Source organism: Alteribacter natronophilus, assembly GCF_006007885.1.
Lineage (GTDB): Bacteria > Bacillota > Bacilli > Bacillales > Salisediminibacteriaceae > Alteribacter > Alteribacter natronophilus.
This window is the reverse complement of record NZ_VCRO01000001.1, coordinates 1,203,242-1,224,657: the sequence shown is the minus strand read 5'-3', so window position 1 is coordinate 1,224,657 and position 21,416 is coordinate 1,203,242. Positions and strand designations below refer to the sequence as shown.

The following is a 21,416-nucleotide window of genomic DNA, read 5'->3' as shown; positions in this document are numbered from 1 at the left end:
AATCTTTTTTGCATGAAAGTTGACCAGTGGAGCTCAGTCATATATAATAACCGAAGACATGCAAATTGGGTGTGTCTCTGATTGGTTGTTTGGAGGGAGGGAAATAGAATGGCAGAAACACGAGTACGTAAAAACGAATCCATCGATGCTGCCCTTCGTCGCTTCAAAAAAACGATGTCAAAAGAGGGTACAATGGCAGAGGTTCGTAAACGTAAACATTATGAAAAACCGAGCATCAAGCGTAAGAAAAAATCAGAAGCAGCTCGTAAGCGTAAGTTCTAAGGAGAGGATGTTTCTTGGATCTTCAAAAGCAACTTAATGAAGATATGAAACAGGCGATGAAGAACAGGGAGAAACAACGTCTCGTTGTCATTCGTTCTGTGAAATCCGCTTTACAAAACGAACAGATCAATAAGGGCTCCGACCTTACTGAAGAGGAAGTTCTTACTGTTCTGAACCGTGAAATGAAACAGCGTAAAGAATCCCTCCATGAGTTCGAAAATGCCAATCGAGATGATCTGGTAGCAAAAATTGAGGCTGAAATGAATGTACTGCAGACTTATCTGCCAAAGCAGCTTTCCGATGATGAACTGCAGCAGATCGTTGACGAAACGATTGCAGAAACCGGTGCATCAGCTAAAGCTGACATGGGAAAAGTCATGGGTGCCATTATGCCGAAAGTAAAAGGAAAAGCGGACGGCGGACAGGTTAACCGCCTGGTGCTTAAATCCCTTTCATAAAAAACAAGAAGAGAGGATGCCTTCCTATGAAGGACATCCTCTTTTTTATTTAGGAGCAAAAATAATACATAAGGGTTCAAATTCCTATTAAAAAGGATGAAACTTTCCTATAATAGTATACGTATACACAGGTATCAGCGGTTATTGAATCTGACCGGAAAGGGGGATTGGCAAAATTGATGAAGAGCTTTCGACTGACGGTTTATACCCTCTTTATTCTCACTTCGGTTTTTATGCTGCTTCTCCCGCCGCAGGCAGAGAGTGGCGGAGAAGGCAAGATTGTGTATTATGTTCCGGTCGAGCAGGCAGTTGAGAGGGGCCTTCTTGCATTTATGGAACGCTCTTTTGAACAGGCTGCCGAAGAAGGAGCCGACCACATTGTACTGGAGGTGGACACCCCCGGGGGATTTGTGGATGCAGCAGGCCGGATCGCCAGCCTGATGAATAATACTGATATCCCGATTACCGCTTTTGTTGTTAATGAGGCGTTAAGTGCCGGAGCCTACATCTCGCTCATGGCTGACGAGATTGTCATGATGCCGGGAACCGACATGGGTTCAGCTGCGGTTGTTGACGGAACGGGAAATGCAGCGGATACGAAAGCACAGTCTGTCTGGCTTGCCCGGATGCAGGATGCGGCTGACAAAAATGACCGCGATCCCCGGTATGCCCTGGCCATGGCTGATGAAACGATTGACCTGCCTGAGTATCGTGCCGGGGAGGGTCAGCTTCTCACCTTCAACGCCTCAGAAGCTTATGAAGAAGGGTATGCAGAAGCGATTGCATCGAACAGGGAGGAGCTCCTGGAGTATCTCGGTCTCGAAAATGCCATTGAGCAGGAGATGGAAATAAGCCTGGCAGAACAGATTGCCCGGTTTGTGACACATCCTATTGTGATACCAATTCTCATGTCCATCGGCAGTCTGGGTCTTATTCTGGAACTGTATTCCCCGGGATTCGGTATTCCCGGCTTTATGGGTATTTCAGCTCTTCTGCTGTATTTTTTCGGACATATGGTTGCCGGTTTTGCCGGCTGGGAAGCTTTCATCCTATTTGGGGCCGGTATGGTGCTCCTGGTGATCGAGCTCCTTGTTCCGGGGTTCGGAATCTTTGGAGCCCTTGGCATAGGAGCCATTATCGGAAGTCTGTTTCTTGGGTCCGCCGATACGATGACTGTACTTACCTCGGTTATGATTGCGGCGGCAGTCTCCATTACTGCAGTCATCCTGCTCTTTAAATACGTTGGATTTAAGGGTCCCATGAAGCGGTTTGTGCTGATGGAGGCCACGAACACGGAAGAGGGATATGTTTCAAATGAAACGAAAAAAGAACTTGTAGGAAGTACAGGCGAGGCCCTCACAGTTCTGAGACCTTCGGGGACCGCCTTAATCAATGACGAACGACTTGACGTGGTTTCTGAAGGAGGCTATATTGAACAAGGAAGGAAAGTAAAGGTAATCTCGACATCCGGTTCCAGAATTGTTGTCAGGGAAAGTACTGAAGACCGGACACAGAGCGGAACATAGATGATTGGGAGTACTGAAAAATTGATGAATAGTTAAGGGAGGATTACAGATGCCAACAGATCAGTTAATGATTCTTGTGGGAATCGGACTGCTTATCATTTTCCTGGTGGTACTTTTTACTTTTGTACCGGTAACACTATGGATTTCCGCGTGGGCAGCCGGAGTTAAAATCGGAATCTGGCAGCTTGTCGGTATGCGGCTCCGCCGCGTTGTACCGCAGCGTGTTGTTGTACCGCTCATTAAAGCCGTTAAAGCGGGGCTTGATCTCAGCACGAACAAACTAGAAGGGCATTATCTTGCAGGGGGTAACGTAGACCGCGTTGTTAACGCACTTATTGCCGCCCAGCGTGCCAACATTGAACTGAGCTTCGAGCGTTGTGCCGCCATCGACCTTGCCGGCCGGGATGTACTTGAAGCCGTTCAGATGAGTGTAAACCCGAAAGTGATTGAAACGCCATTTATCGCCGGTGTGGCCATGGATGGTATCGAAGTAAAGGCGAAAGCGCGTATTACTGTGCGTGCCAACATTGACCGCCTCGTCGGGGGTGCCGGTGAAGATACGGTTATTGCCCGTGTAGGTGAAGGTATTGTATCTACAATCGGTTCTTCCGAGAACCACAAGAAAGTACTTGAAAACCCTGATAGGATTTCCCAGACCGTACTTAGCAAAGGTCTTGATTCAGGAACGGCTTTCGAAATTCTTTCCATCGATATTGCCGACATTGACATCGGTAAAAACATCGGTGCAGGCCTCCAGACCGATCAGGCAGAGGCAGACAAGAAGATTGCCCAGGCGAAAGCCGAGGAACGCCGTGCGATGGCCGTCGCAAAAGAGCAGGAAATGAAGGCCCGCGTAGAGGAAATGCGTGCGAAAGTAGTGGAAGCGGAAGCGGAAGTACCGCTTGCCATGTCCGAAGCACTCCGTTCCGGAAACCTTGGGGTTATGGACTACCTGAACTTCAACAACGTTAAAGCTGATACGGATATGCGTGAATCAATCGGGAAAGCGACCGACGATGGAGAAGAGGACGACCGGACAAAACGCCCGACAGACCGGTAGGATGACTGAGCGTTTATCGGGTCGCTTTCATAAAGGAGGCGCTTGACGATGGAAGGTTTAATCCGGATGATCGCTGAAAATCCGTTCATTCTACTTCCGCTTATCTTCATTCTTCTCAGTATTTTCGGTGGAATCGGCAATGCGAACAGAGATGAAGGCGGAGGTCAGCAGAGACAGCGGCCTCAGCGTCAGCCTGCCCGGGACAGCCGGGATAACCGGAATAACCGGGGTGAGGATGAAGTGAGCTGGAGGGATATCATTCTTCAGGAGTCAGAAGACACCCATCCGACCGACCGTCAGCCTCGGGCTGAATCTGAAATGTACCGGACGGAGCGTTCCGACAGCAGAAATACTCCATCAAGGGATGAGTATGCAGCTGACAACCGGGGGCGCAGGGAACTGGCAGAATCGAACGATCAACTCAGCGAACAGTACTCAGAGATGAAAGCGCGGAAAAAGGAAGCGGAGCGCCGGGCGAAAAAACTTGGCAGTGATTCCCCGCTCATTGAGAAAGAACCAAAAAAGAAAAGCCGCATCGAACTCGATTTCAGCGAGATCAGCGGAGAGGATGCCGTGAAAGGTGTTGTCTGGTCCGAAATTCTTGGTCCCCCAAAAGGACGAAGAGGAGCAGGGCGGGGCACAGGCGGTTATCCGCGCAGAAGACAGGGGTCTTAAAGACCTCTGTTTTTTTTTGGCTCTGTTAAATCTTTATGTTGATATTTAATAGTTGATTGGAGCGAACGCGTGACACTCCCGCGGAAAGGGAGCGCAGTGAGCGAAAATCAAGAACGAACTTTAACAGAGTCTTTGTTTTTGAAAAATGACGGAAGTCCCCACCTCATAAATCCCCTTTTTACCTCCCTGTAAGCAGCAGGTTCCTGCTGACACTTTTTCTCCTAAACAGTGATACACCTCTCTTACACGTCATAGATATGAGTGGAAAGGGGGTTCATCATGAAGAAGATGAGACGTTGGGTCAAACAGTGGATGACAGAAACAATGGAACTGCCCGCTGATGCCATGATGGACCTCCCCAGGATCACAATGGTCGGTCATCTGCACATCTACATAGAGAATCACCGTGGTGTGCTGCGGTTTTCCAAAGAGGAAATGCGGCTCAGGCTCGACGATGGACAGCTGCTGATCAGAGGAGATGGTTTTGTTATTAAGACCATACTTCCTGAAGAGATTCTTCTCGAAGGAAAAATAATCAGCGTTCAGTACGTATTCGAGAATTAGACAGGCAGGGGATGAGCGTAATGAAAAATATGTGGGTAAATACATTTTCGGGATACGTCCGAGTGAAGGTGGAGGGAACCTATCCGGAGCTTTTTATCAACCGGTGCGGGGAAAGAAAAATAATGATATGGGATATCCGTCAGGCCGGGGAGAAGACTTACATCTGCTCGGTTCTTCTGGATGACGTTAAGCACCTCCGTCCGGTCTGCAGGGAATCCGGGTGTAAAATCCGGTTTCTTGAGCGCCATGGTGCTCCTTTCATCTGGCGGAAAATGCTTGTTCGTACAGGCTTTGTCACGGGAGCAGCCGCCTTTATTGCCATCCTGTTTCTGATGGCCAATATGGTATGGAACGTAGAGATTGAAGGGGCATCTCCGGCAGTTGAGCATGAGATTCGCCAGAAAGTGGACGAACTGGGTATTAAAACAGGCCAGTTTCAGTTCAGGCTTCCTCCCCCCGAGATCATTCAGCAGGAAATCAGTGACCAGATTCCAGACGCCACCTGGATTGGTGTGACCATTCGTGGTACAACCTATCATTTTCAGGTGGTGGAAAAGGAACTGGCAGTAAAAGAACCTCCTGAAGCTGCCGGACACCTTGTTGCAGACAGAAAAGCCGTCATTCACCGGCTGTTTGTTGAGGATGGAAGTGCGGTAGTAAAAGCAAATGACGTGGTTCAGAAAGGTGACCTTCTCGTAGCAGGACTGATTGGAAAGGAAGGCAAGGAACAGCGCGTAGCAGCAAAAGGAGAAGTTTACGGGGAAGTGTGGTACAGAGCAGAGGTGACAGTGCCTCTTGAACAGCAGTACTTTGCTGTAACCGGTGAAACGTTCTCAAAACACAAAATGAATGTCGCAGACTGGACGGTTCCGGTCTGGGGGTTTGGATCACCCGAGTATGAAAACAGAAAAGACGAAGTCCACAGCCGGGCATTCGACCTTTTCGGTTACCAGCTTCCATTCACCTATACGAGGGAGACCATCCGTGAAACCGAACCGGCTTTAAGAACACTCTCACCTGAAGAGGCCGTTGAGGAAGCACTGGAAAAAGGGCGTTCTGAAGTACTTGAACAATTCAGCAGTAAAGCCGAAATTGCGGGTGAAAAAGTTTTGCACGAAGAACATGTGAATGGTAAAGTTAGAGTAACCATACACTATCGCATAATCGATAATATCGCGCGTAAACAGCCGATTATTCAAGGAGACTGAGACTATTGGCAGAGATCAGACAGACAATTGATTTGCAGGTGCAGGACGGAAACGAAGTACAGGCCCTATTCGGTCCCAACGATCGTCATCTTACCCGTCTGGAAGAAAAACTGAATGTGACGATTTTGACGAGGGGCGAGCAGGTCACTGTGGTCGGTAAAGAAGACACAGTGGGGCTCGTCCAAAATGTCTTGTATACGCTTTTACAGCTGATCAGGAAAGGATCCTCCCTTCAGGAGCGGGATGTTGTTTATGCTGCTCAAATGGCGGAGAAAGGTCAGCTTGACCAGCTGCTCGATCTCTTTGATGAGAAAATAACCGTAAATGCAAAAGGAAAACCGATCCTCGCCAAGACGATCGGTCAGCGTCATTATGTTTCATCAATCCGCAAAAGAGATATCGTTTTCGGTATCGGTCCTGCCGGTACAGGTAAAACCTACCTTGCTGTTGTAATGGCCGTTCACGCCCTGAAAGAAGGCCATGTGAAACGGATCGTTCTTACTCGCCCTGCTGTTGAAGCAGGAGAGAACCTTGGTTTTCTCCCGGGGGATCTTAAGGAGAAAGTCGATCCTTATCTTAGACCACTGTATGATGGCCTTCACGATGTTCTTGGAATGGAGCAGACCGAACGCCTGCTCGAAAGAGGAACCATTGAAATTGCCCCCCTTGCCTATATGCGGGGACGCACGCTGGATGACAGCTTCGTGATCCTTGATGAAGCGCAGAACACTACAAAGGAACAGATCAAGATGTTCCTTACCCGCCTGGGATTTGGATCCAAAATGGTTATTACAGGGGATTTAACACAGATTGACCTTCCACGGGGAAAACAGTCGGGCCTTAAGGCAGCGATCGGTATTCTCTCGGGTGTCCATGGAATTGATTTTCATTATCTTGAAGCCTCCGACGTCGTGAGACATACACTCGTTCAGAAAATCATAGATGCTTATGATCAGGGGGAAAACGAAAGCTCCGACCGCGGCGAATAACCTGTCCTGAACAGGAACCTGCGGCCAAAGAGGTATGAGGTGAATCAAGTGGGGAAACATTCATCACCAATCGATCAGCAGAAATGGTGGAAGAAACTGAAAGAGCATCGATATATCCGCCTCAGTTTATTTGTATTGCTCGGTTTCCTGTTATATGCGGCGATGGTGTCAAATGTTATTCCTGAATCGCTGGATGTAAGTGTAGGCTCTAATGCAGAACAGGATATCCGTTCTCCGGTTTCAATTGAAGACAGGGAAGAGACCGAACAGAAGCGCCAGGAAGCAGCAGCGGAAGTGGATTCGGTCTACACCTTTGAAAGCCGTTATATGGACAGCAGAGTTGAACAGGCAAATGTCATTTTTGATATGGTATCAGAGGTAGCGGCAGAAGCAGAAGAAAGACAGCAGGAAATCGAAGCCTTTGAAGCACGTCAGGAAGAAAGGGGAAACGGGGAGGAATCGCCTGAAGATTCCGGTGAGGCAGGAGGAACCGCTGATGATGGAGCGGAAGCCCCCGGGGAACCTATGACTGAGGAGGAACAGCTCGACAGGCTCCGAGCACTCCTGCCTACACGTGCAGCGGAAGAGCTTGATGAAGACGTTCTGCTCGCACTTCTGAACCTGTCAGAAGAGCAACGTGAAGATGCAAGAGATGTGCTGACGAACGTGATTGCCACGGTGATGAACAGCAACATCCGCCTCGATGAAGTGGAAGAAGCCAGGGAAGAGGCCATGAACCAGGTTTCCATGTCGGGTGTGGAAAGGCCGCTGCTGGCACCATTGAAGGAACTTGCTGAATTCAGTATTACGGCCAACTATGTTTATGATCAGGAAGCTACTGAGCTTGCAAGGCAGACCGCGGTTGAAAATGTGGATCGTGTGGAGATTCGTGAGGGTCAGCTTCTGGTGGCAGAGGGAGACCCGATTACGAGCGAAGTGTACAATCAGCTGACCCTTGCCGGCCTTCTGGATGAACATATCAATCTGTTTCCCTATATCGGTCTTGCCATTCTTGTTCTGATTATGACATCGATGCTCGGCTACTTTCTGAGTGATGCCAAGACATCGCTTCAGACAAATAATACACATCTCCTAATGTATGTGATTATCTTTTCACTTGGTTTACTTGTTCTGAAACTGGCAAGCTATGGACATATCGTTAACCTGACTGGAGTTACGCTTGTGGCCCCTGTTGCCATGACGGTGATGCTTATTACTGTGCTGCTGAACCCGCGGGTCGCTCTCTTTACAAGTATGATGCTTGCCATTACAGCCAGCGTGATCTTTAACCACGATTCAGCGGGTGTAGTCAACTATGTTCAAGGCATGTTTGTCTTTTTCAGCTGCGTAGGGAGCACGTTTTTCCTGATTAAGTCCCACCGCATGGTAAGAATTCTCCAGGCCGGTCTGTTTACAGCGGCACTGAATATCCTGATTATTGTCGCGATTATGATGCTGAGAGGCACACAGCTTACGATTCTGGAGGTAAGTATGAGTGCAGGTTTCGCGGCCTCAGCCGGGATTCTGGCTGCCGTTCTAACGATCGGGCTGATTCCGTTTTTTGAAGCCGGTTTCGGTATTCTTTCCACAATGAAACTGATTGAACTCTCGAGCCCGAATCATCCCCTGCTCAGGAAAATTCTGCTAGATGCGCCAGGTACCTATCATCACAGCGTAATTGTAGCCAATCTTTCAGAAGGAGCGTGTGAGGCAATCGGCGCAAACGGCCTTCTGGCGAGAGTGGGTTCCTACTATCATGATCTCGGAAAAACCAAACGGCCCCACTTTTTCATTGAAAATCAGATGAAGATGGAGAACCCCCATGATAAAATTTCTCCCCGGCTGAGCAGGACGATCATTATTGATCATCCATATGACGGGGCAGCTATGTTACGGGAGCATCGCATGCCAAAGGAGATCATCGATATTGCCGAACAGCATCATGGAACGACACTCCTAAAATTCTTTTACTACAAAGCGAAAAACGAAACGGAGCTTGAGGTGAAGGAAGAGGACTTCAGGTATCCGGGACCGAAAGCACAGACAAGAGAATCAGCGGTAATCGGCATCGCCGATTCGGTTGAAGCAGCTGTCCGGTCCATGCAGCACCCTACTCCGGAGAAAATTGAATCGCTTGTAAGGAAAATCATAAGTGACCGGCTCGAGGACGGCCAGTTCGATGAGTGCGATCTTACGATGAAGGAACTGAATACAGTCGCACGCTCGATCTGTGAAACGCTTCAGGGAACTTTCCACTCGCGAATTGAATATCCGGAGGAAATTCAGGAGAAAAATGTGGAAAAAGAGAAGGTGAAGATTCATGGCTGAACAAATTGACATCATAGACGAAACGGGAAGACTTGAGGAGCGGCACCTGACCCTTGTACACGAGCTTCTGTCCACTGCCTATGAGGTAAAGGGCATCGATCCGGACTCGGAAGTATCGGTTACCTTTACCGGAAACGAAGAGATCAGGGAGCTGAACCGCGATTATCGCGGGCTTGATAAAGCAACGGATGTGCTGTCTTTTGCTCTCAATGATGGTGAAGAGGAAAACGTTCATTTTGAGGAAGCAGAGGAAATCCCCGATCTGCTTGGTGATATTATTATCTCTGTTGACCGGGCCAGGGAACAGGCGGAGGAATACGGGCATACGTTTGAAAGAGAACTCGGCTTTCTTGCGGTGCACGGGTTCCTTCATCTGATCGGCTACGATCATCAGAACGAAGCGGAGGAAAAGGAAATGTTTTCCCTTCAGGAGGAGATTCTGAAACAGCATGACCTCAAAAAATAAAAAACCGTTTATCTCCTGGTCAAGGCTGATTAAAAGTTTTCAATATGCTTCAGAGGGAATTCGTCATACATGGGTTCACGAACAGAACTTTCGTATTCATTCCATTCTTGGAGCCCTCGTCATCACAGCCGGATGGATCATAAATGTGAGTGTGGTTGAGCAGGCCCTTCTGATCCTGGTTATAGGCGGGGTTCTTGGCCTTGAACTCATTAACACAGCACTGGAACGTTCTGTCGATATGGTGACTTCCGAGTACAGACTCGAAGCCAAAATCATTAAAGATGTAGCAGCCGGGGCTGTAATGGTTTTCTCCATAACAGCGGTTCTTGTGGGAATAACGATCTTTCTGCCAAGAATAATTCAATTATTTACCCTGTAGGATGGAAACGGATGATTTTGTCATGAGAGGGGACGAGAAGCAATGTGGAAGAGGTTTCAGCGGAATCTTGTAACAGGCTTTCTGTTTTTACTCCCTGCAATTGCGACTATTTACGTTCTGCAGCTTCTCTTTTCTATCATTGACAACTTTCTCGGACCTTTTATTACCGATGTCCTCCGGGTGATGAGAGTCGTGAGCGTGGACGAAGGTACAATTTATTTTCTTGGTGTTTATACGCCGTTTACGGAACGGCTCGTTGGTTTCGGTTTTATATTTACTGTCATTTTTGTTGCCTGGATCGGTGCCGTTAAGCAGAAAGGGAATAACGAAGAGGCCTTTGTAAATGTGGACCGGTTTTTCAGAAGAATTCCTGTGGCAAACTACATATACGGTTCTGTAGATCAGCTTATTAATGCGTTCACGCAGGAACGCTCGTCTTTTCAGAAGGTGGTAATGGTTGAATACCCGAGGGAAGGGGTCTATACCCTCGGATTTCTGACGGGCGAAACGAAGGGCGAGGTACAGCGGATTACACAGCGTGACTGTATCAATGTTTTTCTTCCCACTACTCCAAACCCGACATCGGGCTGGCTTGTCGTCGTTCCGCTCGAAGACGTAACCATTTTACATATGACCGTGGAAGAGGGGCTGAAATTTATCATTTCCGGCGGGGTTGTCGTTCCTCAGGATAAAGCTGAGGAACTGAAAGTTGAATTCAGGGAGCATCAGGAAAAGGAAAAAAGGAAACTGTTTAAGGATATGGTAGTAAAGGTAGGTAAACATCGAAAGGATGAGAAGCATGACAGACGCAAAAACATTGATCAGTGAAGCGAAAATAGCAAGAGAGCGGGCATACGTTCCTTATTCCAGATTCAAGGTGGGCGCAGCCCTGCTGTCTGAGGACGGTCAGATTTTTCATGGATGCAATATTGAAAATGCTGCCTACAGCATGTGCAACTGTGCGGAAAGAACCGCACTTTTTAAAGCCTATTCCGACGGGGTAACGAAATTTGAAGCCATTGCAGTTGTGGCGGATACGGAAGGGCCGGTGTCCCCGTGCGGAGCATGCCGTCAGGTAATGAGCGAGCTTTGTCAGCCGGAAACAAAAGTTATTCTCACGAACCTGAATGGTGATGTGTCCGAATGGACGGTAAAAGACATTCTGCCTGGTGCCTTTTCGGGAGCGGATCTTCATGAATAGTCAGCCATTTAAGAGCGGTTTCGTATCACTCATCGGCCGCCCGAATGTAGGGAAGTCGACGCTCCTTAATCAGATGCTCGGCCAGAAAATCGCGATCATGAGTGATAAGGCACAGACGACGAGAAATAAGATTCAGGGGGTTTACACCGAAGACCGTGGACAGGTTGTTTTTATCGATACGCCAGGGATACATAAACCCAAGCATAAACTGGGTGACTTTATGATGAAAACAGTCAGCACCACGTTCAACGAAGTCGATGTCATCCTGTTTCTCGTGGACGCAAAGGAAGGAATGGGCCGCGGGGACGAATATATTATGGACCGTCTCCAGACTGTGCGCACACCGGTGTTTCTTGTTGTGAACAAAATCGATGAAGTTCATCCTGACGAACTTCTGCCGTTTATTGATCAGTACAGACAGAAGCTTGATTTCCAGGAAGTCATTCCGGTATCAGCCCTGCATGGGAATAACGTGGAAACCCTCAAGGAACAGATTTTCGCCAATCTTGAGGAAGGGCCCCAGTATTATCCGGAGGATCAGGTTACAGACCACCCTGAACGTTTCCTTATCAGTGAAATGATCCGGGAAAAAGTGCTGCACCTGACACGTGATGAGGTGCCGCATTCGATTGCGGTGGACATTGAGCAGATTAAGGTCCGTGAAGACGGGGAAACAGTCTATGTATCGGCTGTCGTTATTGTTGAACGTAAATCCCAGAAAGGCATCATCATCGGCAAAGGCGGTGCCATGCTCAGGGAGATTGGAAAGCGGTCCCGGGAAGACATACAGGCACTGCTCGGCTCAAATGTTTATCTGGAACTCTTCGTGAAAGTTGAAAAAGACTGGCGTAACAAAGCGAAGTACCTTAAGGATTTTGGCTACAGGGAAGACGAGTATTAAGTTTATTTAGTTTCCCGGTAACAGCAAGCCGGTTTGCAGGCTGGATGCATCCCCCTGTCAGCAGATGAATCAGAAAACCTGATCTGGAAATTATTCCTTTCATGAAAAAAGCAGTGAATGGCTATTCTATGAGGTAACGAAAGAATCATTCAGGTAAATACGGAGCTCAGCCGGCATGGCTGTCCGTAGTGCCGGTTAAAGTCTGTTTGAAAGGGTGGAACCATTATGAAAGAATTTTCGTGGAAGGTTTTCTCAGTCACAGGCAGTATTGATTCGTATTTGTTGTACAGGGAAATGGAAACAGCAGACGTATCCCCGGATGGTCTGGAAGAAGAAGACGAGGCAGGGCAGGAGATCCAGCCTCCAATTTCCTGAAGGGTGCGTCCGGCATACTCCGGTAAACCAATTCGGCCTGTTCTGCAGGTGGTAATGTGTGGTGAAGGAGATGCTTCAGAAGGCGGAAGGCATCGTAATCCGCACAAACGATTACGGTGAAACCAACAAAATTGTTACTTTATTTACGCGTGAGCACGGCAAGCTGGCACTGATGGCGAGAGGAGCAAAACGGCCCAAAAGCCGTTTCGCCTCCAGTGCTCAGCTTTTTATTTACGGTATCTTTATCTATAGACAGTCAAGCGGAATCGGAACACTGAATCAGGCTGACATTACAGACTCGTTCCGTACTGTCCGCAGTGATCTCATGCTCACGTCCTACGGAGCCTACATGGTGGAGATCACTGACCGGCTGATGGAGGACAGGCAGCGCAATCCCTTTCTGTTTGAGCTTCTGTATCAGCTCCTTCACCGTATGAATGAAGGGGAGGATGCAGAAGTGCTGGTGCGGATCTTCGAAACGAAAATGCTTCAGACAGCCGGGATTGCCCCAATGCTTGATGCTTGTGTGAACTGCGGAAGGCAGGATGGGAGCTTTGCCTTTTCCATCCGGGAAGCAGGGATCCTGTGCGGGCAGTGTTTTGATATCGACCCCTACCGTGTTGCTGCTTCTCCCGGTACGCTGAAACTTTTAAGGCTGTTCCATCATCTGGATGTGAAACGCCTGGGGAATATCAGTGTAAAGGAAGAAACAAAAAAGCAGCTCAAAAACATTCTGCACCTGTATTATGATGAGTATTCAGGGCTTCGTCTTAAATCGCGGCGCTTTCTTGAACAGATGGAAAAGTTCTGAACTGTATAAAGTTGACACACCTGCTGTATATAAAGTATTATGTGATTAATTCGATAGCTGTGAACGTGCGCTGAAGGAAAGTAGTACCTGCGGCCGCCTGTATTTGTTTTCCCGGCCGGGAAAGCGAGCGAACCCGGGATGGTGGAAGCCGGGCATACAGAGCGCAGGGAAGGCGTTCCCGAGCACCATATGGAAAAGCCGGCTGCAGTAACTGCAGCAAGTAGGGTGGAACCGCGGGTAACTCTCGTCCCTATGTCTGCACCACAGACATAGAGGCGGGAGTTTTTTGTTTTCCTGTTAATACGAGCAGGGGTTCTATTACACGATGGCAGATTAGCAGCTCATTCGTTCCACTAAGAACAAGATTGGTTCCGTGGTTACAAGCGAAGTGAAGCGCCTGAAGCGAGACTCCTGCGGCAGTAGGGGGGCAGGATGAGACCCCGCAGGGCAAAGCTCGAGGAGGCTCAGCGCCACCGCCGCGGAAAGCAAGCGCAAGGCGTGAAACGGAGCCTCTGCTTAAACCATTTACAAAAGGGCCATCTACGGACCAGTCGATTGGTGTACCAGGAACAAAGATTGTTCTTTGGGTTATGAGCGAAGTGAAGCGCCTGAAGCGAGACTCCTGCGGCAATAGAGGCCAGGCGAGACCCCACAGGCGAAGCCGAGGAGGCTTGCCGGCATCGCCGCGGAAAGCGAGCGTAAGGCGTGAAACGAAGCCTCTACTGGATCTATTTCGCAGCACCATCAGGCAAAGCGCCGCAGACAGAGCTTTTACCAAACCGGGATTACCTGCTTCAGCACTACAGGGTCACCCGTTCACAGACGATCAGTATTGAAATGGAGGGAACGTAAAATGAACGTTCAGGATATGATATTGACGCTTCAGAACTTCTGGGCAAAACAGAACTGCCTTGTCATGCAGGCCTACGACGTTGAAAAAGGGGCAGGAACGATGAACCCCATGACATTCCTAAAAAGCATCGGACCCGAACCATGGAATGTTGCCTATGTGGAACCGTCCAGGCGCCCGGCAGACGGCCGTTACGGTGAAAACCCGAACCGCCTCTACCAGCACCACCAGTTTCAGGTGATTATGAAACCTTCGCCTGACAACATCCAGGAACTCTATCTTGAAAGCCTCAAAGAGCTCGGTATTAATCCAGAGGAGCACGATATCCGTTTTGTTGAAGACAACTGGGAGCACCCTGCCCTCGCAGCATGGGGACTCGGCTGGGAAGTGTGGCTCGACGGAATGGAAATCACACAGTTTACCTACTTCCAGCAGGTCGGCGGAATCGAGGCAAGCCCGGTAAGTGCCGAAATCACTTACGGAATCGAGCGCCTTGCGTCCTACATTCAGGACGTGGAAAACGTCTACGATCTCGAGTGGGTCAACGGATTTACCTACGGCGATGTGTTTTTACAGAACGAGTATGAACAGAGTAAGTACGCTTTTGAAACAGCGGATGCAAAAATGTGGTTCAGTCTTTTCTCCACCTACGAACAGGAAGGGATCCGCACCCTTGAGGAAGGCCTTGTGATTCCTGCATACGATTACGTGCTGAAATGTTCCCACGCCTTTAACATGCTTGACGCGCAGGGAGCCGTGTCGGTTACAGAACGGACAGGATACATCGGCAGAATCAGAAACCTTGCAAGAAAGTGTGCCAGGGCCTATTACGATGAACGGGAACGACTTGGATTTCCGTTACTGAAGGAAAAGGAGGAAGCGAAAGATGAGTAACCGTACATTTCTGATTGAAATTGGGCTGGAGGAAATGCCGGCACGTTTCATCACAGATGCCATGAACCAGCTTGAAGAAAAAATGACCGACTGGCTCGGGGAAAACCGTCTGAACTATACTTCCGTGGAAGCTTTCTCCACACCACGCCGTCTGGCTGTTCTCGTTTCCGATCTTGCGGAAAAACAGGATGACCGCAGTGAAGAAGCGAAAGGACCTTCCAAGAAAATTGCCCTTGATGATGAAGGAAACTGGTCAAAAGCAGCCCAGGGATTTGCACGTGGACAGAAATGCGATGTGAATGACCTGTACTTTAAGGACGTTAAAGGCGAGGAATACGTGTTTGTTACACGATTTATTCCCGGAAAAGCATCCATTCAGCTTCTTTCCGAACTGCACGAGCTGATTAGTGGTCTGACTTTCCCTAAAAACATGCGCTGGGGAAGCGGATCCCTTCGTTATGTAAGGCCGATCAAATGGGTGGCAGCCCTTTTCGGAAATGAAATCGTGGATATGAATGCAGCAGGAGTTCAGGCGTCCAATGTTACATACGGGCACCGCTTTCTCGGAGACCGTTCCATTATTGAAGAGGCATCCGATTACCGTTTTGCCCTCTTAAAAGAACACGTCCTTGCTGATCCGGTGGAAAGAAAACAGGCAATCCGCAAGCAGCTTGAGGAACTCGCTGCCTCAGAAGGCTGGGTCATTCCGATCGATGAGGATCTCCTTGAGGAAGTGAACAACCTCGTGGAATACCCGACCGTTCTTTACGGTACTTTTGATGAAAGCTTTCTGCGGGTTCCGGACGATGTACTTGTTACTTCGATGAAAGAGCACCAGCGCTACTTCCCGGTGCAGGACAGCAGCGGAAATCTTCTGCCCTACTTTGTAACGGTGAGAAATGGTGATCACCGCCATCTGGAAAATGTGCAGAAAGGGAACGAAAAAGTGCTCAGAGCCCGTCTGGCAGATTCCGAGTTTTTCTTTAACGAGGACCTGAAGCTGGATATCGATGAAGCTGCCGGTAAGCTGGAGAATGTTGTTTACCACGAGGAACTTGGGAGTATCGGTGATAAAGTACGGCGCGTGAAGACCCTCGCACTTACGATTGCCGATCGTCTTAACCTGGGCGAACAGGAGAAGAAGACGGTGGAAAGGGCTGCTCAACTGAGTAAGTTCGATCTGGTAACCCATATGGTGGATGAATTCCCTGAACTGGAAGGCCGTATGGGGGAGGTTTACGCAGAGAAGGCAGGAGAGTCTTCCGAAGTCACCTCGGCGATCCGGGAACATTACCTCCCGCGTCACGGGAAAGATGATCTCCCCGGGTCCGCTGTATCTGCTGTAATCAGCGTGGCTGACAAACTGGATACCGTTGTGACAAGCTTCGGCATCGGCCAGATCCCTACCGGTTCCCAGGATCCACACGGACTGCGCCGCCTGACTGCAGGTGCAGTGGCAGTTCTTCACGACAGAAAGTGGAATCTTGAACTTCCGTCTCTCTTTGACGACGCACTTTCCGTCTGTGAGCAGCGGGGTATTCTTAAACGGAGCCCGGAGGAGGTAAAGGAGGATCTTCTTTCTTTTGCCAGACTGCGTATTAAAACACTTCTGCAGGAACGCGGTGTACGTTACGACATGATTGAAGCCGTACTGAGCGCTGAACTTGCAAGAGTGGATACACTCGTAGAAAAAGGCGTGTTCCTTACAGAGAAAGCAGAAAACAGCCCTGAATTTAAAGGAGCCGTCGAAGCGTTCAGCCGTGTGACAAACATTGCCTCAAAAGCAGCTGATTCAGATAAAGGGCCGGTTTCGGATCTCTTTGAGAAGGAAGAAGAGCGGGAACTGTTTGAGAAAACTGCAGAAGTTAAGGTGCTTGTTAAAACCGCGAGGGAAGATGGAAACCCTGCCGGCGAGTTTGAAGCACTGCGTAAACTTGAACCTGCCATTCACACGTATTTTGATAACATCATGGTCATGGCGAAAGATGAAGCTGTGAAAAAGAACAGACTTGCCCAGATGAAACAGACTGCAGAGCTGATCCTCTCATTTGCGGATTTTCAGGCCGTTGTGTTCCACTCCGAGTCCTGATTGAATGCTTCGTGTTTTATATCAAAGCAGTGAAGGTGTACAATAAAAGAAGATTTAGTATCTGATACGAAGTGATAAAAATTCAGCTGTCTTAAACAGAGGGCGGTGAGACCAATCGAGCTGAATAAACGCCAGCAGCATATACTGGAAATAGTAAAAGACAAAGGACCGATCACAGGGGAGCAGATTGCCGAAAAACTGTCACTCACCCGTGCAACGCTCAGGCCGGATCTTGCCATTCTTACAATGGCGGGATTTCTGGATGCCCGTCCCCGGGTGGGCTACTTCTACACCGGCAAAACAGGGGCACAGCTGCTGACCGAAAAGATCGGAAAGCTTACTGTAAAGGAATATCAGTCCATACCCGTTGTCGTGAACGAATCGGCATCTGTCTATGATGCGATCTGCACGATGTTCCTTGAAGACGTTGGCACTCTTTTTGTAGTAAATCAGTCTTCTTTTCTGGTGGGGATTCTTTCAAGAAAGGATCTCCTTAGAGCCAGTATGGGTAAACAGGACCTGGAACAGATGCCGGTAAATATTATTATGACAAGGATGCCGAACATTACGACCTGTTCACCTGACGATCTTCTCTCGGATGTGGCTCAGATTCTGATAACCAAACAGATCGACGGTCTCCCGGTTGTGAAGTTCAGGGAAACCGATGGTGAGTCGAAAATGGAAGTGATCGGCCGGATTACAAAAACAAGCATCACGAAAGCATTTGTTGATATTGCAAACAACCGGATCGTGTAACCCGGCCGGTTGACTGCAGCGAAAAGTTATTTTCTCGGGGACAGAGGAGGCCGGAATAAAGATGAAGAAAAATACAGTGGTCTATGTAGTATCCGATTCTGTGGGTGAAACTGCCGAGCTGGTTGTAAAAGCATCGGCAAGCCAGTTCAGTCACGCCGGTCTGGACATCCGCCGCATTCCGTATGTGGAAGATGAGGGAACGATTGACGAAGTGATTGTCCAGGCAAAAGAAAACGACGGCATGATTGCATTTACTCTTGTTGTTCCGGAACTCCGGGACTACCTGCTGGGTAAAGCAAAACAGGAGAGTATCCCTGTTCACGACATCATTACTCCCATGATGAATCTTCTGGAAAAAAAGACCGGTCAGGAGCCGCGTCTCGAGCCGGGCCTTGTTCATACGCTTGATGAAGACTATTTTCGAAAAGTAGAAGCGATCGAATTCGCCGTAAAGTACGACGACGGCAGGGATCCCAGGGGAATTAAACGGGCGGATATTGTTCTGATCGGGGTATCCCGGACATCGAAGACGCCGCTATCACAGTACCTGGCCCATAAACGGCTCAAGGTGGCCAATATCCCCCTTGTGCCTGAAGTGGAACCTCCGGCAGAGCTGTTTCATCTGGACAAAAAGAAAGTCATCGGTCTTAAAATCAGCCCTGAAAAACTGACGAGCATCCGCTCGGAGCGGCTGAAAAGCCTTGGTCTCAAAGAAGAGGCAAACTATGCTACGGTGAAAAGAATTGAGGAAGAACTCACATTTTCCGAAAGCATCATGGACCGGATCGGCTGCCACGTGATTGATGTATCCAACAAGGCAGTGGAGGAAACTGCGAATCTTATTTACAGCGTATACAGAAAAAACAACGGGTGATTATACACCCTGTACTGCCCCGGGGAGATTATATATTCCCCGGTTTTTTCTGTATTTACCGATGATGAAAATGACACCCCGGCAAAGGGAAAAATAATGCTCTTCCGGGGAAGATTCCAAAAACAAAAAAACGGTTGCAAAATCATAAATTTTATCAGGCAAAAACGTAGCGAAAACAGCTTCCTTGCTATATAATGAAAAATTGTGATTAATTTTTTATAAATGAGCCGGAATAATGTGCAAAAGAACAAATAAATTTAGTATGTCAAGATTTATTATTGTATTTTTGGTAAAGATAGTAAGTGTGTAACGGAAAAAATGGCCGAAAAGAAGGATTCGGACAGGGGATGTAGAACTAAGAGTTATGACAAATAAGAAAACGGTTTTTATTGATGGAGATGCCTGCCCCGTTAAAGATGAAGCAATCGGCCTCTGCGGGAAATACAGCCTGCCTGTCGTGTTTATCAGCTCCTATGCACACGACACAGCAAAGCCTTTCCCTGCTCATGTTCACAAGATCACAGTGGATCAGGAAGCTGAAGCTGCGGACATGGCGATTCTGAAGCGTGCCGGGAAAGGGGACGTGGTCATCACACAGGATCACGGGCTCGGGGGACTTCTTCTGGCTAAAGGCATTACCGTAATATCACCACGGGGGAAGGTTATAACTGATCTTTACATCAACACACTGCTTACCATTCGTCATGATCAGGGAAAACAGAGGAGAGCGGGAAAAAAAACAAAAGGTCCGAAGAAAATGACGGACGAAGACCGCCGTTTTTTTTGTGCGCAACTCGAAAAAATTTTGTCAAACCGGCAGGAATTATGACGACAAAGGCGAATGTATTAGAGCCAGCCCTTACTGTTAATAAAGAATGGGGTGGTGAAACGTGAGTGGAAGAATACCGGAAGAAAAGATTGAGGAAATAAGAAAAGCCAGTGATATCGTAGATGTGATCGGGGATTATATTCAGCTGAAAAAGCAAGGACGTAATATGACAGGGCTGTGCCCTTTCCATGGGGAAAAGACCCCTTCCTTTTCAGTGAGTCCCGATAAGCAGCTCTATCACTGCTTTGGATGCGGTGCCGGAGGAAATGTTTTTTCCTTCATAATGGAGTCCGAAGGCATCAGTTTTATTGAATCGGTTCAGAGGCTGGGTGAACGTGCAGGGATCGATCTACCCGAACTGGCCGGCCAGTCCCAGGGCGACTCGAAGGAGAAAAAACGAGAAAAATACTGGATCTCGGCACACGAACTTACGGTGAAACTTTTTCAGCACGTTTTACTGAATACAGAAGAAGGCAGAGATGCAAGAGAGTACCTTGAAAACAGGGGGATGGACCATGACATGATTGAACGGTTCCAGCTCGGATATGCTCCTGATTCGTGGGATTTTCTTACTTCATTTCTTTCACGGAGAAACTTTGATATGGATGAAATGATGGAAGCTGGTCTTCTTGCCAGACGGGAATTTGATAAAAAGCCGTTTGACCGTTTCCGGGACCGGATTATGTTTCCGGTTTGGAACAGGGACGGAAAAGCAATCGGTTTTACGGGCAGGGTTCTTGGTGACGGGAAGCCTAAATATATGAACAGTCCTGAATCGTCACTCTTCGATAAAAGCCGGATTCTGTACGGCTTTCATCTTGCACGGCCGTCCATGAGGAAGAAAAACGAGGCCGTCCTTTTTGAGGGGAACGCCGATGTTATTTCCGCATGGCGAGCGGGTATAGATAATGGTATTGCCGCCATGGGTACAGCTCTCACCGACCGGCAGGTGAAGATGATCAAACGGAACGCCGACCGGGTGCTTCTCTGTTACGATGCCGATGATGCAGGACAGAATGCAGCATATAAAAATGCGGAACTGCTCGAAAAAGCAGGAATGTCCGTCCGGGTGGCGAAAATGGAAGAAGGCCTTGATCCTGATGATTTTATCAGGGAGAAAGGCGCCGAACGTTTCCGGAATGAAGTCATTGATGGTTCTCTGACGTATATGGGGTTTAAATTCCGCTATTTCAGGAAAGGAATAAACCTCCAGGATGAAGGAGACCGGATTGAATATGTGGAAAAGGTACTTCAGGAAATCAGTAAACTGCCGAGAGCGGTTGAAAGAGACCACTACGTCAGGCAGCTTGCCGAGGAATTCAATCTTTCTCTTGATGCGTTAAAACAGGAACTTATACAGCTTTTTAAGGCAGGAAAACGAAAGAAACAACGTGAGTCCGGCCCGGAAGTGAAAGAACGCAGACCCTTTGCTGCACAGGCGGGGAAACGTCTTCTGCCGGCCTACGCAAACGCGGAACGTCATCTGCTGGCCCATATGCTCAGGGATGCCGAAGCTGCGTTTCGTGTTCAGGATAAGCTGGGCGCCGCATTTAATATAGATAATTACCATGCCATTGCCGCACATCTTTACAGCTATTATGCAGAAGGCCACGAGCCGTCAATCAGCCGTTTCGTTGAGAAGCTTGAGGATGAAAAGCTCCGGCGGATTGTCAGCGAACTTGCGATGATGACGATCAGCAGTGATCTGTCTGAGCAGGAGCTGGACGATTATGCAAGGCAGATTCTCAATTACCCTAAGAAACTTGAAATTGAGAAGAAAAAGCAGGAGCAGCGGGCAGCAGAGGATGCGAAAGATTATCCTGAGGCTGCGAGAATTGCTATGGAAATTCAGCAAATGGAACAACAGCTTAAAAATAGTATGGCTTGATCCAACAGGATGT

General features: G+C 48.4%; 23 protein-coding genes. All 23 read left to right on the top strand.

All coding sequences use genetic code 11. From position 1 onward, the window contains the following. The first annotated feature begins 108 nt into the window (after positions 1-108). Positions 109-282, top strand: coding sequence for a 30S ribosomal protein S21 (rpsU, locus tag FGB90_RS06180; RefSeq protein WP_078577114.1), 174 nt, complete (start codon positions 109-111; stop codon positions 280-282). Positions 283-296: 14 nt separating this feature from the next. Further along, entirely contained in the window at positions 297-740 is a 444-nt protein-coding gene (locus tag FGB90_RS06175; RefSeq protein ID WP_138809645.1) for a GatB/YqeY domain-containing protein, read from the top strand. Between the two features lie 179 nt (positions 741-919). Further along, positions 920-2,266: an NfeD family protein gene (locus FGB90_RS06170; RefSeq protein WP_138810062.1), complete on the top strand. Its 1,347-nt coding sequence runs from the start codon at positions 920-922 to the stop codon at positions 2,264-2,266. 49 nt (positions 2,267-2,315) lie between these two features. After that, positions 2,316-3,326: a flotillin-like protein FloA gene (floA, locus tag FGB90_RS06165; RefSeq protein WP_138809644.1), complete on the top strand. Its 1,011-nt coding sequence runs from the start codon at positions 2,316-2,318 to the stop codon at positions 3,324-3,326. Positions 3,327-3,374: 48 nt separating this feature from the next. Next, positions 3,375-4,001, top strand: coding sequence for a YqfB family membrane protein (locus FGB90_RS06160; protein ID WP_138809643.1), 627 nt, complete (start codon positions 3,375-3,377; stop codon positions 3,999-4,001). Between the two features lie 279 nt (positions 4,002-4,280). After that, on the top strand, positions 4,281-4,565 hold the full coding sequence (gene yqfC / locus FGB90_RS06155; protein WP_171051720.1) for a sporulation protein YqfC: 285 nt from the start codon (positions 4,281-4,283) through the stop codon (positions 4,563-4,565). Positions 4,566-4,585: 20 nt separating this feature from the next. Further along, complete coding sequence (yqfD, locus tag FGB90_RS06150) at positions 4,586-5,773, top strand: sporulation protein YqfD (protein ID WP_171051719.1); 1,188 nt, start codon at positions 4,586-4,588, stop codon at positions 5,771-5,773. 5 nt (positions 5,774-5,778) lie between these two features. Continuing rightward, on the top strand, positions 5,779-6,762 hold the full coding sequence (locus FGB90_RS06145; RefSeq protein ID WP_138809641.1) for a PhoH family protein: 984 nt from the start codon (positions 5,779-5,781) through the stop codon (positions 6,760-6,762). A 48-nt stretch (positions 6,763-6,810) separates the two neighbouring features. Continuing rightward, complete coding sequence (locus FGB90_RS06140; RefSeq protein ID WP_138809640.1) at positions 6,811-9,090, top strand: HD family phosphohydrolase; 2,280 nt, start codon at positions 6,811-6,813, stop codon at positions 9,088-9,090. Continuing rightward, complete coding sequence (ybeY, locus tag FGB90_RS06135) at positions 9,083-9,556, top strand: rRNA maturation RNase YbeY (protein WP_138809639.1); 474 nt, start codon at positions 9,083-9,085, stop codon at positions 9,554-9,556. Before FGB90_RS06140 ends, ybeY begins: the two co-directional genes overlap by 8 nt. After that, entirely contained in the window at positions 9,540-9,935 is a 396-nt protein-coding gene (locus FGB90_RS06130; protein WP_138809638.1) for a diacylglycerol kinase family protein, read from the top strand. The genes ybeY and FGB90_RS06130 overlap by 17 nt, the downstream gene beginning before the upstream one ends. 42 nt (positions 9,936-9,977) lie before the next feature. After that, positions 9,978-10,763 carry a DUF502 domain-containing protein gene (locus FGB90_RS06125; protein ID WP_138809637.1) on the top strand — a complete coding sequence of 262 codons (786 nt, stop codon included), beginning with the start codon at positions 9,978-9,980 and terminating at the stop codon, positions 10,761-10,763. Next, positions 10,735-11,136: a cytidine deaminase gene (locus FGB90_RS06120; protein ID WP_138809636.1), complete on the top strand. Its 402-nt coding sequence runs from the start codon at positions 10,735-10,737 to the stop codon at positions 11,134-11,136. The genes FGB90_RS06125 and FGB90_RS06120 overlap by 29 nt, the downstream gene beginning before the upstream one ends. Then, the gene (gene era / locus FGB90_RS06115; protein WP_138809635.1) at positions 11,129-12,037 is read left to right on the top strand and encodes a GTPase Era; all 909 of its coding nucleotides are present in this window, start codon (positions 11,129-11,131) and stop codon (positions 12,035-12,037) included. The genes FGB90_RS06120 and era overlap by 8 nt, the downstream gene beginning before the upstream one ends. Positions 12,038-12,262: 225 nt before the next feature. After that, positions 12,263-12,412 (top strand): YqzL family protein, encoded by a 150-nt coding sequence (locus FGB90_RS06110; RefSeq protein ID WP_138809634.1) that lies wholly within the window; start codon positions 12,263-12,265, stop codon positions 12,410-12,412. A gap of 70 nt (positions 12,413-12,482) precedes the next feature. Continuing rightward, complete coding sequence (gene recO, locus FGB90_RS06105; RefSeq protein ID WP_138810058.1) at positions 12,483-13,223, top strand: DNA repair protein RecO; 741 nt, start codon at positions 12,483-12,485, stop codon at positions 13,221-13,223. Positions 13,224-13,928: 705 nt separating this feature from the next. Further along, positions 13,929-14,075, top strand: a complete 147-nt coding sequence (locus FGB90_RS19615; protein WP_171051718.1) for a hypothetical protein — start codon at positions 13,929-13,931, stop codon at positions 14,073-14,075. A gap of 1 nt (position 14,076) precedes the next feature. Then, positions 14,077-14,967, top strand: coding sequence for a glycine--tRNA ligase subunit alpha (glyQ, locus tag FGB90_RS06100; protein ID WP_138809633.1), 891 nt, complete (start codon positions 14,077-14,079; stop codon positions 14,965-14,967). Then, on the top strand, positions 14,960-17,056 hold the full coding sequence (gene glyS, locus FGB90_RS06095; protein WP_138809632.1) for a glycine--tRNA ligase subunit beta: 2,097 nt from the start codon (positions 14,960-14,962) through the stop codon (positions 17,054-17,056). The genes glyQ and glyS overlap by 8 nt, the downstream gene beginning before the upstream one ends. Before the next feature lie 105 nt (positions 17,057-17,161). Then, positions 17,162-17,812, top strand: coding sequence for a transcriptional regulator CcpN (gene ccpN, locus FGB90_RS06090; RefSeq protein WP_138809631.1), 651 nt, complete (start codon positions 17,162-17,164; stop codon positions 17,810-17,812). A gap of 61 nt (positions 17,813-17,873) precedes the next feature. Beyond that, on the top strand, positions 17,874-18,686 hold the full coding sequence (locus FGB90_RS06085) for a pyruvate, water dikinase regulatory protein (protein ID WP_138809630.1): 813 nt from the start codon (positions 17,874-17,876) through the stop codon (positions 18,684-18,686). Between the two features lie 364 nt (positions 18,687-19,050). Continuing rightward, a complete protein-coding gene (locus FGB90_RS06080) occupies positions 19,051-19,515 on the top strand; it encodes a YaiI/YqxD family protein (protein WP_138809629.1) in 465 nt (154 codons plus the stop codon). 61 nt (positions 19,516-19,576) lie between these two features. Continuing rightward, complete coding sequence (dnaG, locus tag FGB90_RS06075) at positions 19,577-21,403, top strand: DNA primase (protein WP_138809628.1); 1,827 nt, start codon at positions 19,577-19,579, stop codon at positions 21,401-21,403. Positions 21,404-21,416 lie beyond the last annotated feature (13 nt).